The 15378-nt window shown below is 68.9% G+C and carries 14 protein-coding genes and 1 pseudogene; 8 read left to right on the forward strand and 7 right to left on the reverse strand.

Annotated features, from left to right (window positions below; genetic code table 11):
• Positions 1-22: 22 nt before the first annotated feature.
• The gene (ltnD, locus tag H9Q09_RS04440) at positions 23-916 is read right to left on the reverse strand and encodes an L-threonate dehydrogenase (RefSeq protein ID WP_024349349.1); all 894 of its coding nucleotides are present in this window, start codon (positions 914-916) and stop codon (positions 23-25) included.
• Positions 917-1146: 230 nt separating this feature from the next.
• On the opposite strand from ltnD, the gene H9Q09_RS04445 reads away from it, so the two are divergent.
• Entirely contained in the window at positions 1147-2409 is a 1263-nt protein-coding gene (locus H9Q09_RS04445) for an FAD-dependent oxidoreductase (protein WP_187390033.1), read from the forward strand.
• On the opposite strand, the gene H9Q09_RS04450 is transcribed toward H9Q09_RS04445, so the two are convergent.
• Positions 2406-3347: a D-alanyl-D-alanine carboxypeptidase family protein gene (locus H9Q09_RS04450; protein WP_230787775.1), complete on the reverse strand. Its 942-nt coding sequence runs from the start codon at positions 3345-3347 to the stop codon at positions 2406-2408. The two genes, H9Q09_RS04445 and H9Q09_RS04450, sit on opposite strands and share 4 nt — an antisense overlap.
• A 316-nt stretch (positions 3348-3663) precedes the next feature.
• On the opposite strand from H9Q09_RS04450, the gene purU reads away from it, so the two are divergent.
• Positions 3664-4518 (forward strand): formyltetrahydrofolate deformylase, encoded by an 855-nt coding sequence (gene purU / locus H9Q09_RS04455; protein ID WP_024350696.1) that lies wholly within the window; start codon positions 3664-3666, stop codon positions 4516-4518.
• 74 nt (positions 4519-4592) lie between these two features.
• Here the strand turns inward: purU and H9Q09_RS04460 are convergent.
• The 4 genes and pseudogenes from H9Q09_RS04460 to H9Q09_RS04475 form a co-directional block, all read right to left on the reverse strand.
• Positions 4593-5627 (reverse strand): annotated as a pseudogene (locus H9Q09_RS04460) (ABC transporter ATP-binding protein); the annotation flags it as partial.
• Complete coding sequence (locus H9Q09_RS04465; protein WP_187390035.1) at positions 5624-6448, reverse strand: ABC transporter permease; 825 nt, start codon at positions 6446-6448, stop codon at positions 5624-5626. The pseudogene H9Q09_RS04460 and the gene H9Q09_RS04465, both read right to left, overlap by 4 nt.
• Positions 6445-7362, reverse strand: coding sequence for an ABC transporter permease subunit (locus H9Q09_RS04470; RefSeq protein WP_187390036.1), 918 nt, complete (start codon positions 7360-7362; stop codon positions 6445-6447). The genes H9Q09_RS04465 and H9Q09_RS04470 overlap by 4 nt, the downstream gene beginning before the upstream one ends.
• A 72-nt stretch (positions 7363-7434) precedes the next feature.
• On the reverse strand, positions 7435-8463 hold the full coding sequence (locus H9Q09_RS04475) for an ABC transporter substrate-binding protein (protein ID WP_228239312.1): 1029 nt from the start codon (positions 8461-8463) through the stop codon (positions 7435-7437).
• Between the two features lie 459 nt (positions 8464-8922).
• Between H9Q09_RS04475 and H9Q09_RS04480 the strand changes: the two genes are divergently transcribed.
• The 6 genes from H9Q09_RS04480 (at position 8923) to H9Q09_RS04505 (ending at position 14159) form a co-directional block, all read left to right on the forward strand.
• Entirely contained in the window at positions 8923-9606 is a 684-nt protein-coding gene (locus tag H9Q09_RS04480) for a DUF1045 domain-containing protein (RefSeq protein WP_187390038.1), read from the forward strand.
• A gap of 1 nt (position 9607) precedes the next feature.
• Positions 9608-10744: an alpha-D-ribose 1-methylphosphonate 5-triphosphate diphosphatase gene (locus tag H9Q09_RS04485; RefSeq protein WP_187390039.1), complete on the forward strand. Its 1137-nt coding sequence runs from the start codon at positions 9608-9610 to the stop codon at positions 10742-10744.
• Positions 10734-11333, forward strand: a complete 600-nt coding sequence (gene phnN, locus H9Q09_RS04490) for a phosphonate metabolism protein/1,5-bisphosphokinase (PRPP-forming) PhnN (RefSeq protein ID WP_187390040.1) — start codon at positions 10734-10736, stop codon at positions 11331-11333. The genes H9Q09_RS04485 and phnN overlap by 11 nt, the downstream gene beginning before the upstream one ends.
• 127 nt (positions 11334-11460) lie before the next feature.
• Complete coding sequence (locus tag H9Q09_RS04495) at positions 11461-12345, forward strand: SMP-30/gluconolactonase/LRE family protein (protein ID WP_187390041.1); 885 nt, start codon at positions 11461-11463, stop codon at positions 12343-12345.
• A gap of 33 nt (positions 12346-12378) precedes the next feature.
• The gene (locus tag H9Q09_RS04500) at positions 12379-12987 is read left to right on the forward strand and encodes a glutathione S-transferase N-terminal domain-containing protein (protein ID WP_187390042.1); all 609 of its coding nucleotides are present in this window, start codon (positions 12379-12381) and stop codon (positions 12985-12987) included.
• Between the two features lie 98 nt (positions 12988-13085).
• Complete coding sequence (locus H9Q09_RS04505) at positions 13086-14159, forward strand: tartrate dehydrogenase (protein WP_009211212.1); 1074 nt, start codon at positions 13086-13088, stop codon at positions 14157-14159.
• A gap of 66 nt (positions 14160-14225) precedes the next feature.
• Here the strand turns inward: H9Q09_RS04505 and H9Q09_RS04510 are convergent, their stop codons facing one another.
• Positions 14226-15167 carry a hypothetical protein gene (locus H9Q09_RS04510; protein WP_187390043.1) on the reverse strand — a complete coding sequence of 314 codons (942 nt, stop codon included), beginning with the start codon at positions 15165-15167 and terminating at the stop codon, positions 14226-14228.
• Between the last annotated feature and the right edge of the window lie 211 nt (positions 15168-15378).

Raw genomic sequence — 15378 nt, forward strand, 5'->3', positions numbered from 1 at the left:
CGTGTGCCGCCCTGCCCGTCGGTCAGTGCTTGCCGGAATCCGGCAGGTCGATGCCCGGGAACACCTTGATGACCGCGCTGTCGTCCCACTGGCCGTAGCCGGCGTTGCTGGCCGTGGCGAACATCGAATAGGCGGTGGTGGCCAGCGGCAGCGGGAACTTCATCGCCAGGCCGGTCTCGGTGACGAGGCCGAGATCCTTGACGAAGATGTCGACCATCGAGGTCGGCGTGTAGTCGCCGTCGACCACGTGGCGCATCCGGTTCTCGAACATCCAGGAATTGCCGGCCGCGTTGGTGACGACGTCGTACATGGTCTCGAGCGGGATATTCGCCTTGGCGGCCAGCGCCATCGCCTCGGCGCCGGCAGCGATGTGCACGCCGGCCAGAAGCTGGTGGATGATCTTCACGGTGGCGCCGTCGCCGATCTTCTCGGAAATCCGGTAGACCTTGCCGGCCACCGCATCGAGCACCGGCTGGAGCTGGTCGAAGACGGCGGCAGGACCGGCGGCCATGACCGTCATCTCGCCCGAGGCCGCCTTGGCGGCGCCGCCCGAGACCGGCGCGTCGAGCATGGTCAGGCCGGCGGCCTCCAGTTCGGCGGCGATGGCCTTGGCGTCGGCGACCGAGATCGTCGCGGAGACCATGACCGGCGTTCCAGCCTTCAGATGCGCGGCGAGGCCCTTCTCGCCGAACAGCGCATCACGGCACTGGGCGGCGTTGACGGTGAGCAGGATGACGGCGTCGAGGTCGCCGGCAAAGTCGCGCCCGTCGCTGGCCGCACCGGCTCCGCCCGCCTTGACGAAGGCCTCGCAGGCCGTGTCGCGCGGGTCGATGCCGTAGGTGGTCAGGCCCGCCGCGACGCAGGAGGTCGCCGCGCCCATGCCCATCGATCCCAGGCCGACCACGGCGACGCGCATCGACCCGCCTGTTGCGCCTGCGGCGGTGTTGTCCTCGTTACCCATCGTCGTCTTCCCCTTTTGGTCGATTCCCGCACGGCGGCGCGTGACATCATCATCGGTCATGCTGACATAGTCGGGCGAGCCCCCGGCAGTCTACCGCCCCGCCCGATCGCGTGCCGCCGGACCACAGGATTGGCTGCGCGCTGGCGTGTTCGTGATCGCGGCGGGATTGCCCTGCGGCCAAGGGGATGCTTGGCGACAGATCAGGACCGGGCGGCGCTGCCGCCCTTGCGAACGGAGCCAAGCCCCTGCCCCAGACCCACAGCGGCCGACGCGAGCATCTGGTGCTTCTGGGCGCCGGCCATTCCCATGTGGCAGTGCTGAAGGCCTTCGGCGAACGACCGCACCCCGATGTCGACCTGACGCTGGTGACGCGGGACGTCGCCACGCCCTATTCCGGCATGCTGCCCGGCTTCGTGTCCGGCGAATACACCCATGCCGACCTGCATATCGACGCCGGCGGGCTTGCCCGCTTTGCCGGCGCGACGCTGGTGACCGGCGACGCGACGGGCCTCGACACCACCGGCCGGACCCTCAGCATCGCCGGCCGGCCGCCGCTCGCCTACGATCTCCTGTCGATCGACATCGGTTCGGCGCCGAGCCGGCCCGCCGGCATGCCGGGCATTCCGGTCAAGCCGATCGGCGGGTTCGTCGAACGGCTGGAAAATCTGTCGGCGGAGCTGGCCGCAAGCCCGGACCCCGTCCGCATCGCCGTGATCGGCACCGGGCCGGCCGGGGTCGAACTGGCCCTGGCGCTGCACCGGCGCCTGTCGGGCGTCGCCTCGCAGGACAAGGAACGCGGCGCGGCGAAGGTCGCGATCCGATTGCTCGGCCGCGCCGACACAATTCTTCCCGAACGCAGCCGGCGCACCCAGCGCCGGATCGCTGCCACGCTCGCGCGCCGGGGGATCGACCTGCGGACCGGATTCGACGTCACGGCCTTCGAGGACGGCACGGTACGGGCGGCGGACGGCCGTACGGTCGCGGCCGACATGCTGCTCTGGGCGACCAACAGCGCCGCCGCGCCCTGGCTGCGGGAGACGGGCCTTGCCTTGGACGAACAGGGCTTCGTGCGGGTGGATGCCTGCTTGCGATCGCTCTCGCATCCCGAGATCTTCGCGGCCGGCGACATCGCCGCGCTGCCCGATCCGCGGCCCAAGGCCGGCGTCTTCGCGGTCAGGCAAGGCCCGGTGCTGGCAGAGAATTTGCGCGGCGCGATCGACGGCGAAGCGCTGCAAGCCTACCGGCCCCAGAAGCACTGGCTGACGCTGCTCTCCACCGCCGACGGCCGGGCGGTCGCCGACAAATGGGGCCTGTCGCTGGAAGGGCGCTGGGTCTGGCGCTGGAAGAACTGGAACGACCGCCGCTTCGTCGACGGCTACAACGCCCTCGCCGCAGCGGCCGGCCGCGATGCCGGCGACGCCGTTCGCAACAGCACCGGACGCGGCTAACGGGTCAGGGAGAGACCCGGCAGACCGGCCATGGTGCCGGATGCGGGGCCGAGATACTGGTCGATCAGCGCCTCGACCCTGGCATTGCGTTCGCGCCCGGTGCGGCCGCCCATCACCACGACGATGATCCGCCGGCCCCGGCGGGTGGCGGTGGCGGCCAGGTGGAAGCCGGCATCGCGGATATAGCCGGTCTTCAGACCATCGACGCCCTCAACGCTGCCGAGCAGCTTGTTGGTGGCGTTGTAGCGGCGGCCATTATAGTCGAAGCCGGTCCGGGTGAAGAGCGAGGCATAGGCCGGAAAGCGGTTCAGCAGGGCCCGGCCGAGGGTGGCCATGTCGCGGGCCGTCGAGATCTGTCCCTCGTCCGGCAGGCCGGAGGCATTGACGAAGCGCGTCCGGCTCATGCCGAGCGCGCGGGCCTTGGCGGTCATGGCATTGGCGAAATTGGCCTCGCTGCCACCGAGATTCTCCGCGATCACCGTGGCGACGTCATTGGCCGATTTCACCGCGATCGCCTGGGCGGCGTCGGCGACCCGGATCGTCTCGCCGGCCTTGAGGCCGAGCTTGGAGGGCGGCTGCGACGCGGCGTTCTCGCTGACCCGCAACTCGCTGCTCATCGACAGCCGACCGGCCTCGATGGTCTCGAACAGGAGATACAGCGTCATCATCTTGGTGAGCGAGGCGGGATAGCGCAGGCCGTCGGCCGCATCCTCGTAGAGCGTGCGGCCGCTGGCAAAATCGAGCACCAGCGTCGATTCCCCGCGCACTTCCGCAACGCCCGGCGAGGCCGTGGCCGCGCCGACCCGGGCATAGGGCAAGAGCCCGGCGGTCGTCAGCTCGGTCGACTGGCAGGCGACGAGCGTCAGCGCCAGGAGCGCGGCAAGCGCGGCCTTGAGGGATGCGAGCGGGCGAAGCCGGAACGACAGGCGCTGGGTCAAGATCATCTCGTCTGGATCGGATGGCCGAAAGCTAAGTCGTCCCGGCACGGCCCTGTCAAATAACAGTCCCGCCTTCATGATCGCTTAACGCTGGTTGTGCTTTCGCGACCACACCTCCCCGGGTTGGCAGAAGACACGCCGTCCGTGTCGCGGCGCCGCGCCGGGGGTGCAAGGCGGCAGTGGCGTTCCCATGTTGCGGCGGTCTAGAAGAGCCGGCAGGACGCAGACCGACGGAGGCGCCCGGTCGCCTCGCCCGTCATCCCCGCCGTGCCCCGTCCCGAACGTCTCCCCGCCGCCCATCCATCCCGGACCCGCCATGACCGAACACGCCTTCATCCTCACCCTGTCCTGCAGCGACCAGCCGGGCATCGTCGCCGCGGTGACGACCGAACTGGCCGATGCCGGCGCCAACATCGCCGAAAGCGCCCAGTTCTGGGATCGCCAGACGGGCCGGTTCTTCCTGCGGATCGCCTTCACGGCGCCGGCGAGCGCCAGCCGCGATGCCCTCGAGCGCCAGCTCGCACCGGTGGCCGCGCGGTTCGACATGAAGCTCGCCATCACCGACGAGGCACGGGTGCCGAAGATCATCCTGATGGTCTCGAAATTCGACCACGCGCTGCTGCACCTGCTCTACCAGATCAGGGTCGGCTGGCTGCGGGCGGAAGTCGTCGCCATCGTCTCCAACCACGAGGATTCGCGCCGCACGGCCGACCATGAGGGCGTGCCGTTCCACCATTGGCCGGTGACCCGCGAGACCAAGGCCGAGCAGGAGGAACGGGTCCTGAAGCTGGTGCGCGACAGCGATGCCGACCTCGTCGTCCTCGCCCGCTACATGCAGGTTCTGTCGGACAATCTCTCGCGCCGGCTGTCGGGGAAGGTGATCAACATCCATCATTCCTTCCTGCCCAGCTTCAAGGGCGCCAAGCCCTACCACCAGGCCCATGAGCGCGGCGTCAAGCTGATCGGCGCCACCGCGCATTACGTCACCGCCGATCTCGACGAGGGGCCGATCATCGAGCAGGAGACCGAGCGGGTCAGCCATGCCATGTCGCCCGACGATTTCGTCGCCGTCGGCCGGGACGTGGAAAGCCGGGTGCTGGCCCGGGCGGTGAAGATGCATCTGGAACGCCGGGTGATGATCAACGACCACCGCACCGTGGTCTTCCGCTGATCGGAGCGGTCGGTCCCGCCTCGGGCGGGCTCGGCTGCCTTTGCCGACGTCGCGTCGTCCGGCTGGAGCGCGAAGACGTCGGCCGGTGAGAAGTGCAGATCGACCTGCGCGCCGCGCGCCGGCGGCGGCGTCGTCGGTCGGTTGAAGGTGTCGGCGAGGACCGTGCCGCCGGCGACATTCAGTTTCAGCCGCACCACCGAGCCGAGGAAATGCGCGTCCTCGACCACGCCGACGAGCCGGTTGGTCCGGTCCGGCGACGCCTCCAGCCGCATCGCCTCGGGGCGAAGCGCCAGGGTCACCGGCGTACCCGCAGCACCGAGAGGCGGTTCGGCGAGGATGATCGGGCAGCCCTCGACCATGACCGATCCGTCCGCCGCGACGATCCCCTCGACCCGGCTCAGCGTGCCGACGAACCCCGCGACGAAGCGGCTTTGCGGCCGGTTGTAGATGGCGAAGGGCGCGTCGCACTGTTCGATCCGGCCTTCGCTCATCACCACGATGCGGTCAGACATGGACAGCGCCTCCTCCTGGTCGTGGGTGACGAAGATGGTGGTGATGCCGAGTTCGCGTTGCAGCGCGCGGATTTCCTCGCGCAGCGACAGGCGGATCTTGGCGTCGAGGGCAGACAGGGGCTCGTCGAGCAGCAGCACCCGCGGGCTCGGCGCGAGCGCGCGGGCCAGCGCAACACGCTGCTGCTGGCCGCCAGAGAGCTGGTAGGGGTAGCGGTCGCCAAGATGCGGCAGGCCGATCAGCGTCAGCATCTCCTCGACGCGCGCCACGACGTCCGGCTTCGACCGGCCTGCGACCTTCAGGCCGAAGGCGACATTGTCGGCCACCGACAGGTTGGGAAACAGCGCGTAGGCCTGGAACACCATGCCGATCCGCCGCCGGTTCGGCGCCAGCGCGGTCACGTCCTCGCCGTCGATAACGATGCGGCCCGCCGAGGGCGTCTCGAAGCCCGCGATCATGCGCAGCATCGTCGTCTTGCCGCAGCCGGAGGGGCCGAGGAAGGACACGAACTCGCCCTTCGCCACGTCGAGGGAGAAGTCGCCCACCACGGTGCTCTGGCCGAAGCTCTTGGACACGCCGTGAATTTCCAGAAAGCTCATCGCGCGGCACGCCTTGCAAGCTTGAACAGGGAACGCCCGGAGCGCCGCCGACCCGGCGCGCGGTTGGCGAAGAGCTGCAGCAGCCCCATGCAGGCCCAGGTGATGGCGAAGGCGATCATCGCCAGCGCCGCCGGCTCGTAGGCCCGGTTGGCGCCGATCAGGGCGAGATAGGGGCCGAAGGCCGGGCGGTTGAGAAGGCTCGCCAGCACGAACTCCCCGATGACGATGGCGAAGGTCAGGAAGGCGCCGGACAGGACCGCGGCCCGCACATTGGGCAGGATCACCCGGAACAGGATCGTCGAACGCTTCGCCCCGAGGCTTTCGGCCGCCTCGGTCAGGGTGCGGATGTCGATCGCCGCCATGCCGGTGTCCACGGCCCGGAACATGTAGGGCAGCGACAGCACCACATAGCCGAAGACGAGAAGGAGGTTGGTTCCGCCCGCACTGTTGGTGAAGGGCAGCCAGGACGACGAATTGTAGAGCCTGATATAGCCGAAGACGAGGACGATGGGCGGGATGACCAGCGGCAGCAGGGTGATGAACTCCACCAGCGGCCGCAGCTTCGCAAAGCGCAGGCGGACCCAGTAGGCCGTCGGCACGACGAGCAGCGCGCCGAGGACGATGGTGGCCAGGGCCGCGATGACGGAGAAGGCGAAGGTCGTGCGGAACTGCGGGTCGGCGAAGACCACACGGTACGCCTCGAAGCTCCAGATGCCGCGCAGCATCGACAGCGAAAACTCGAAGGTCGCGACCAGCGGCAGGACGAAATAGAGGGCGCCGAGGAGGACGATCACGGCCGGTCCGATGCGCGAGGCCGTCATCGCTGCCACCGTTCGGCGCGCGCGCGCAGCCACAGATAGAGAAGGTTGGAGCAGCCGGTGATGACGATCATGCCGAAGGCCAGCGCGTAGCCGAGATTGGGATTGTAGAGAACGTCGCCGCGGATCTGCGCATAGAGCAGGATCGGCACGATGTTCAGCGACGATCCGGTCAGCGCATATGCGGTGGCGATGGCGCCGAAGGAATTGGCGAAGAGCAGGAGGAAGCAGCCGAGGATCGACGGCGCCAGCACCGGCAGCGCCACCATGCGCCAGTATTGCCAGCGCGTTGCCCCGAGGATCGACGCGGCCTCGCGCCATTCGCCCTTCAGCCCGTCGAGGGCCGGCGTGACGATGAGCACCATCAGCGGAATCTGGAAATAGAGATAGGTGATCGTCAGCCCCCAGAAGGACAGGAGGTTGAAGCCGAGAGCGTAGATGTTGACGCCCGCCGCCTCCTTCAGGAACAGCGTCACCAGTCCGAGCCTGCCGAGGGTGGCCAGGAAGGCGAACGCCAGCGGGATGCCGGCGAAGTTCGAGGCGACGCCCGAGAAGGTGACCACGGTGGGACGGATCCAGGCCGGCAGACGGCCGTGGACGATGGCGTGGGCGAGGAAGAAGCCGATCAGCGCGCCCAGCGCCGCCGAGGCGAGGCTGACCTGGATCGAGATGGCGTAGGCCGCCATGATCTGCGGCGTGAACAGGCCGAGAATGTTGTCGAAGGTGAAGGCGCCGCTGCGGTCCTGGAAGGCGCCGGCGACGAGGTAGAGCGTCGGCCCGATCAGGAACAGGATGGCGAAGCCGAAGAAGGGTGCGAGGCCCAGCCAGGCGAGGGAACGCGAAGGCCGGCGCGACGGCGCCGCGTCCGTTTCGCCGTGGGCGGTCCCAGCCGTGGCTGCGTCGATGGCTGCGCCCATGATCCCCCGCTGCTGACAAATCGGGACGGAGGGGGCGGCGAACGGGCCGCCCCTTCCGAACTCGCTGTGTTGTTACTGGACGGTGGCGCCGACGACGCTGTCCCACTTGGCGGCGATCTCGGCCTTGGCGGCGTTCTGATCGTCGAGGGTCGGGAACACGGCCTTCTCGTAGGCTTCGGCCGGCGGCAGCTTGTCGAGCAGGTCCTGCGGGATCTTGCCGGCCTTCGACATGGCGTTGAAGCGGATCGGGTGGCAGTAGCCCTTCAGCCAGGTCAGCTGGCCCTCGTCGGAATACAGATACTCCATCCACAGCTTGGCGGCGTTCGGATGCGGCGCGTAGGCGCTGATTGCCTGCACATAGACGCCGGCGACGACGCCGTCGGACGGCACCACGACCTCGATCGGCGGGTTGCCGTTGAGATTGTCGCGCATCGACAGGAGGTTGTAGTCCCAGTTCATCGCGACCGGCGTGGTGCCCTGGGCGATCGGGGCCGCCTCGGCGTCGACGGTCACGAAGTTACCGGCTTCGTTGAGTTCCTTGAAGAACTCGAGGCCGGCCGTCGCGGCCTCCATGCCGGTCTTGCCGCCCCGGGCGATGCCGGCTGCATAGAGCGACATGATGGCGTTGTTGGCGCTGCGCGGATCACCGGCAAGGGCGACCGAATTGGCGTAGTCGGACTTGAGGAGATCCTCGAAGCTCTGCGGCGCGGTGTCGATGACGTCCTTGTTGATGCCGAAGGCCAGCACGCCGTAATAATCGCCGTACCAGTAACCGTCGGCATCCTTGGCGTCGTCCGGAATCTCGTCCCAGGTCGCGACCTTGTAGGGCATCAGCAGGTCTTCGGCCTTGGCAGACGGGCCGAATGACAGGCCGACATCGATGACGTCTGGCGCCTGCGGGCCGGTGTTGCCCTTGTTGGCCTTGATCGCCTCGATCTCGTCGCCCGAGCCCGCATTCGGGTTCAGCTCGTTGATCTCGATGCCGTACTTGGCCTTGAAGCCCTCGATCATCTCGCCGTAATTGCACCAGTCGTGCGGCAGCGCGATCGTGGTGAGCTGGCCTTCCTTCTTGGCGGCGGCAACGAGATCGTCCATCGACATCTCGCCGGACTGGGCGAAGGCGAGGCTGGTGGACAGCGACAGGACCGTCGCCAGTGCCGTCGTGGACATGCGGGAAATCTTCATGGGTCACCCTCTGGGGAGCCGCGGCCATTGACGGCGCGGGCGAAAAACCGGACTGCGCCTCCGTTGCGGGGAAGCGCCAGTCCGGTAGCACCGGCCCATGACAGTTGCGTGTCGCATGCATCGCCGGGGCCACTGGCGCACAGGGCTTGCCGGTGTCATCAAGCGGACAGGCGCGGGCGCTAGAAGCGGCCGCGATCCGCGCCGGTCCCCGCTGTCGCCGCGACCTTCGGGTGCCGTGCGACACCTCCGCAGGGTGGCCGGATCGAAATGCCGCTTATATCCCCCGCGGACCCACCCTCTCCCGCGACCAAGCCGAACGCGAGCGTCGCCGACCGACATGCCCTTCCGCTGCCCTCCAGTCCCAGGACCCTGACCATGCGCGCCGCGATCTATTTCACGCCCCCCGCCGGCGCGCCGCTGACCCGCACCGCCGCCGAATGGCTGGGCCGCAGCGCCTTCGACGGCGAGCCGACCCGAGACCCCGATCCCACCGTCGATCCGCTCGTCGCCTCACCGGCGCGCTACGGCTTTCATGCGACCATGCGCGCGCCGTTCCGGCTTGCCGAGGGCGTCGATCTGTCCGAGGTGGATGCGCGGCTGGCGGCCTTTTGCGCCTCGCGCGACCCGGTGCGGATCGCAGAGCTTGTGCTGGCGAGGCTCGGGCCGTTCTTCGCGCTGGTACCTGAGACCACGCCACCGGCCCTCGGCGAACTGGAATCGGCCGTCGTCCGCAGCTTCGAGCCGCTGCGCGCCCCCGCCACGGCCGAGGAAATCGCGCGCCGCAAGCCGCACAAGCTGACCGAACGCCAGCGCGACTATCTGGAGAGATGGGGCTATCCTCACGTCTTCGAGGAATTCCGCTTCCACATGACCCTGACCGGCAAGGTTCCGGCCGCCGAGCGCAAGCCCGTCGAAGCGCGGCTGCGCGACAGATTCGCCCCATTCGATGGCGCCCCGCTTGCCATCGACCATCTGGCTCTCTTCATGGAGCCGGAGCCGGGCGCACCGTTCCGCGTCCATTCGGTCCATCCGTTCCGCCGCCCTTCGGAAGAAGCCTGACATGCCCGACGAGACCATCCTCACCAATGCCCGCATCGTCACGCCGGAAGCGGTGATCGACGGCCATGTGGTCTTGCGCGACGGCGTGATCGCCGGCTTCGCCGAAGGCCCGGCCACCGGCGAGGACATGGGCGGCGACATCCTCATCCCCGGCCTCGTCGAACTGCACACCGACCATATCGAGGGCCATTTCAATCCGCGGCCGCGGGTGATGTGGAACAAGATGGCCGCCATCCAGGCGCACGACAATCAGATCGCCGGCTCCGGCATCACGACCGTCTTCGACGCGCTCAGGGTCGGCACCGAGGAGAACGGCACGCTGACCGCCGACGACATGGCGGAGATGGGCCGGACCATCGACCGCGCCGTCGCCGAAGGGCGGGTGCGGGCCGACCATTACATCCATCTGCGCTGCGAGGTCTCGGCGGCGGACGTGGTCGAGGGCTTCGACAAGATCGCCGCCAATCCGCGGCTGAAGCTGGTGTCGCTGATGGATCATGCGCCCGGCCAGCGCCAGTTCGCCGACATGGACGCCTATCGCGCCTATTTCCAGAAGAAGCTGAACCTGTCGGATGCCGATTTCGACGCCTTCAGCGCCCGCCGGCTTGCCGAATCCGAGCGCCATGCGCCGCCCGCCCGGCGCGCCATCGCCGGGGTCTGCCGCGAGCGCGGCATCGCTGTCGCCTCCCATGACGACGCCACCGCCGCCCATGTCGCCGAAGCCATCGAGCTGGGCACCCGCATCGCCGAGTTCCCGACGACGGTCGAGGCGGCCGCCGCTTCGCGGGAGGCCGGGCTGCACGTCCTGATGGGCGCGCCCAATATCGTGCGCGGCGGATCGCATTCCGGCAATGTCTCGGCGATCGACCTCCTGCGCCGGGGCACCCTCGACATCCTGTCCTCGGACTATGTTCCCTTCTCCATGTTGCAGGCGGTGTTCGCTTTGGCCGAGAGCGGCGAATGCGACCTGCCGGCGGCGATCCGGCTGGTCACCGCCAATCCGGCCGCCGCCGTCGGCCTCGCGGATCGCGGCGCCATCGCCCGGGGGCTGCGCGGCGATGTGGTGCGCGTTTCCACCAGCGCCGGCGATCCGCCGGTGGTGCGCGCGGTCTGGCGGGAGGGCCGGCGTGTCGCCTGATCCCGCGCGCAGCGCAGGCGGAACGCCCCCGACCAGCCCCGGCCTGTTCGTCGCCGTCGTCGGCCCGAGCGGCGCCGGCAAGGACACGCTGCTGGCGCTGGCGGCGGAAGATCTGGCGAAGACACAGGGCATCGTCTTTGCCCGGCGGATCGTGACCCGGGACGCCATCGCGGCGATCGAGGATCACGACGTGATGAGCCGCGCCGATTTCGCCGCGGCGGAGGCGTCCGGGGCGTTCTGCCTGTCGTGGCGGGCCCATGGCCTCGCCTATGGTTTGCCGGCGTATCTTGAGACCGCGCTGACGGACGGAACCATTGTCGTCGCCAATGTCTCGCGCCGGGTCCTCGCCCAGGCCGCAGAGCGCTTCACACGGCTTGCCATCGTCGAGATCACCGCGCCGCCCGCCGTGCTCGTCTCCCGCATCGCCGCGCGCGGCCGCGAAACGCCGGAGGAGATCTCCGCCCGCATCGCCCGGCAGGTGGAACTGAGCGTGCCGCCCGGCGCCGAGGCGCATCATCGCATCGTCAATGATGGCAGCCCGCAGGACGGCCGCCGCAGACTGGTCGAGATCCTGCGCGCCGCAAGCTGACCGTCCTCGCAGGCCGAGGCTCGACAGGGGCGGCCGGCCAAGTCATCTTCGGCCCCGATTTGCGGCGGCGCGCGTCCGCCGCGCTGCGGCTGCCGAGCCGCCAAGAGGACAATCCGGACCCAGCATCATGCGCGACGCCGACATATCCGTCAGCCTCTATTCCGACATCGCCTGCCGGCTCGGCGAGGGTCCGACCTACGATCCGGCGACGGACACCGCCTTCTGGTTCGACATTGAGGGCCGGATGCTGCTCGAAAAGCGCGGCGACGCGGCCGAGGCGACGGCGCATCCGCTGCCGGTGATGGCGAGCGCGCTGGCGGTGATCGACGGCGATAGGCAGATGATCGCCGCCGAAGACGGGCTGTATATCCGGGAGACCGCCACCGGCCGTCTGTCCCTGCACACACCGCTGGAAGCCGACAATCCGGTCACCCGCTCCAATGACGGCCGCGTTCATTCCTCCGGCGCCTTGTGGATCGGCACGATGGGCAAGCAGGCCGAGCCGCAGGCCGGGGCGATCTACTGGTACCGCGCCGGCGAGCTGAAGCGCCTCTATGCGGGCATCGGCATTCCGAACTCGATCTGCTTCTCGCCCGACGGCGCCATCGCCTATTTCGTCGACACGCAGACAAACCGCCTGATGCGCGTCGCCGTCGATCCGGCCAGCGGCCTGCCGGCCGGTGACCCGGCACTCTTCCACGACCATTCCGGCGGCGACGGCGGCCTCGACGGCTCGGTCTGCGACGCCGACGGCACGCTCTGGAATGCCCGCTGGGGCGGTGGCACGCTCGACGCCTATTCGCCGGACGGCGTACGCGTCAGGAGCGTCGCGCTCGGGGCGCGGCAGGTCACCTGCCCGTCCTTTGTCGGCCCGAATGCCGACCGGATGATCGTCACCTCGGCCTGGACGGGCCTCGACGAGGCCGGCCGGCGCGCCGATCCCGATGCCGGCAAGACCTTCCTCGTCGACCTGCCGGTGCGCGGCCGGCTCGAACCGAAGCTGGTGCTGTGATGGAAACCGCCTGTTCCGACCGCGAGCGCTGACATGCCGACGCTCCTGAAGAACAACACCTCGCCCTTCGCCCGGATCGCCCATGCCGCGCTGATCGACGCGGCGGTGCCCGATCTGACCGTCCAGATCGCCGACCAGTGGAACGATGATCCCGCGCTGCTGGCCGTCAACAGCGCCGGCCGCGTGCCCTGCCTCGTCCTCGACGACGGCACGGCGATCGCCGAATGCCTGCTGATCGCACGCTACGCCGACAACGTGGGAGAGGCGCCGTCGCCCGGGAATGATGCTCCACAAATCCTGTCGATCGCTGGCCTGGCGCTGGGCGTCTGCGACGCCGCGGTGCAGACGCTGGTCGGCCGCAAGATCGTCAGCGGCGATTTCGCCGACACGACCTTCGACGCCAGCCCGATCGGCCGCAAGCGCCGTCGCACGATGGTGGACGGCTTGGCCGAACTCGACGCCCGGATCGACGCGCCCGGCGAACGGCTAGATCTCGCGACCATCGCCGCGGTCACGGCGCTCGACTATGTCGCGCTGCGGTTTCCCGGGGCCGACTGGGTTCCCGACACGCCGCATCTCGCCGCTCTGCGCTCCGCAACGGCCGAACGACCGGCGTTTCGCGACACCCGGCCATTTCTATGACGGGCTTACTTCCGCTATAGCTCGTCGGCGGGCCGCGCGCGGCCCTCCCATTCCACTTCGCCGGCATCGCCGGCCATCGCAGCCAGAACGAGGTCTCCATGTCATCCAACGCGCTCAGGATCGCGGTCATCGCCGGCGACGGCATCGGCAAGGAAGTCGTACCGGAAGGCCTGCGGGTCCTCGAAGCGGCTGCCGCGAAATTCGACCTGGCGCTGGAGTTCGACGAATTCGACTTCGCCTCCTGCGACTATTTCGCCAAGCATGGCGAGATGATGCCGGGCGACTGGAAGGCACAGATCGGCGGCCATGATGCGATCTATTTCGGTGCCGTCGGCTGGCCGGAGACCGTGCCCGACCACATTTCGCTCTGGGGCTCGCTGCTGAAATTCCGCCGCGAGTTCGACCAGTACGTCAATCTGCGCCCGGTCAAGCTGATGCCCGGCGTCAAGAGCCCGCTGGCCGGCCGCGAGCCGGGCGACATCGACTTCTTCGTGGTGCGCGAGAACACCGAGGGCGAATATTCCTCGGTCGGCGGCCGGATGTTCGAGGGCACCGACCGCGAATTCGTGCTGCAGGAAACGGTGATGACGCGGACCGGCGTCGACCGCATCCTGCGCTACGCCTTCGATCTCGCCCAGACCCGCGAGAAGAAGCACCTGACCTCGGCGACCAAGTCCAACGGCATCTCGATCAGCATGCCCTATTGGGACGAGCGGGTGGAGGAGATGGCGAAATCCTATCCAGACATCGCCTGGGACAAGTACCATATCGACATCCTGACCGCCCATTTCGTGCTGAATCCGGACCGGTTCGACGTCGTCGTCGCCTCGAACCTGTTCGGCGACATCCTCTCCGATCTCGGCCCGGCCTGCACCGGCACGATCGGCATCGCGCCGTCGGGCAACATCAATCCCGAGCGCGACTTCCCCTCGCTGTTCGAGCCGGTCCACGGCTCGGCGCCGGACATTGCCGGCAAGGGCGTCGCCAATCCGGTCGGCCAGATCTGGGCCGGCGCGATGATGCTCGACCATCTCGGCCACAAGGACGCCGGTGCGGCGATCGTTCGGGCGATCGAGACCGTGCTGGCGGAAGACAAGCTGCGCACCGGCGATCTCGGCGGCCCGCTCGGCACGGTCGATTGCGGCAAGGCCATCGCCGACGCGCTCGGCTGAGACCACGCATGAAAACGGCCGGCCCCGAAGGGCCGGCCGCCTGGCGTTCGTCAATGGGCGACAAGATCAGCCGCGGTCGGGGCGCTGCTCGCCGCCGCCATGGTGGCGCTGGTGCCGGCGCTCGCCGCCATCGCGCTTGTCGCCGCCGTGATGCCGGCGATGCATCTCGCCATGGTCACGGCCACCGCCGCGCTCCATCCGGCCGTGATGACCGCCGCGCTCGCCGCCGCGACCACCGCGCATTTCCATGCGGGCATCGCGCATCATGGAGCGCACGATCTTGCGGGCCGTGGTGACCTGCTCCGGCGTCAGCGTCGCCTGCAGATCGGCGAGCGCGCTCTTCAGCGTCTCGGCCTTGTCGCCGCGCTCGATGGCGCGGTCGGCCATGCGGTCGAGCATCCGGAAGGCGCGGTCGCCCCGCGCGGCCGCGTCGTCACCTGCCTCGGGCGCATCGGCCTCGGCCATGGTGTCCGCGTCGTCCGTCTCGTCCGCATCGATCGTGGTCTGGTCGTCGGCGGCCTCGTCATCGGCCGCATCGGCCGGGCCGGCGTCGTCATTCGGCATCATCCGCATGCCGCCGCGGTCGTTGCCCCGGCCCATGCGCGGCGGCTGCGAGGCGTCGGCGAAGTCCACCAGCGCCGCGGTGAAGGCGCGCCAGCTTTCCATCTGGTCGGGCCGCACGCCGATACCGGTCTCGATCGCGGCGAGCGCGCCGGCGACCTTGGCCGGGGTGAACATGCGGTGCATGGCGTGATGTCCGCCACGGCCCCCACGGCCGGCCCGATGATGCTTGCCGCCGCGCTCGCGCCGATGCTCTGCGACCCGCTTGTTGTCGCCGCGCTGGCCGGCATTTTCGGAAGAGGCGGTGGCCGCGGCCGGCGCGGCGGGTGCCGGCGTCGTCTGGGCAAAGGCCGAAGTGGCGGCGGCGCTGGCGAGGAGCGCGGCGCCGGCGAGACCCAGAAGGCGGTGCGAACGGCGGGTGTTCGTCTGGCTGTGCTTGGAGGTCATGGAGATTCCCTTCCCTTGGTGACTACCGAAACCGAAGCTAGTGCGCCGATGTTGCGAGGATGCGGCAGAATGTTGCGAAGCGTGTCGCCGACACGGAAACTTGTTACGCAATGTTGCGGGCCGCGGTTCCTGCAACGCGCCGTTACAAGAATGGTCTCGCGTCCCGCGCGCAGCCCGGTCACAGAAGGGCGAGAGCCATCATTCGAGAGCC

Origin of the sequence: Aurantimonas sp. DM33-3 (assembly GCF_014334315.1) — a bacterium.
Classification (GTDB): Bacteria; Pseudomonadota; Alphaproteobacteria; order Rhizobiales; family Rhizobiaceae; genus Aurantimonas; species Aurantimonas coralicida.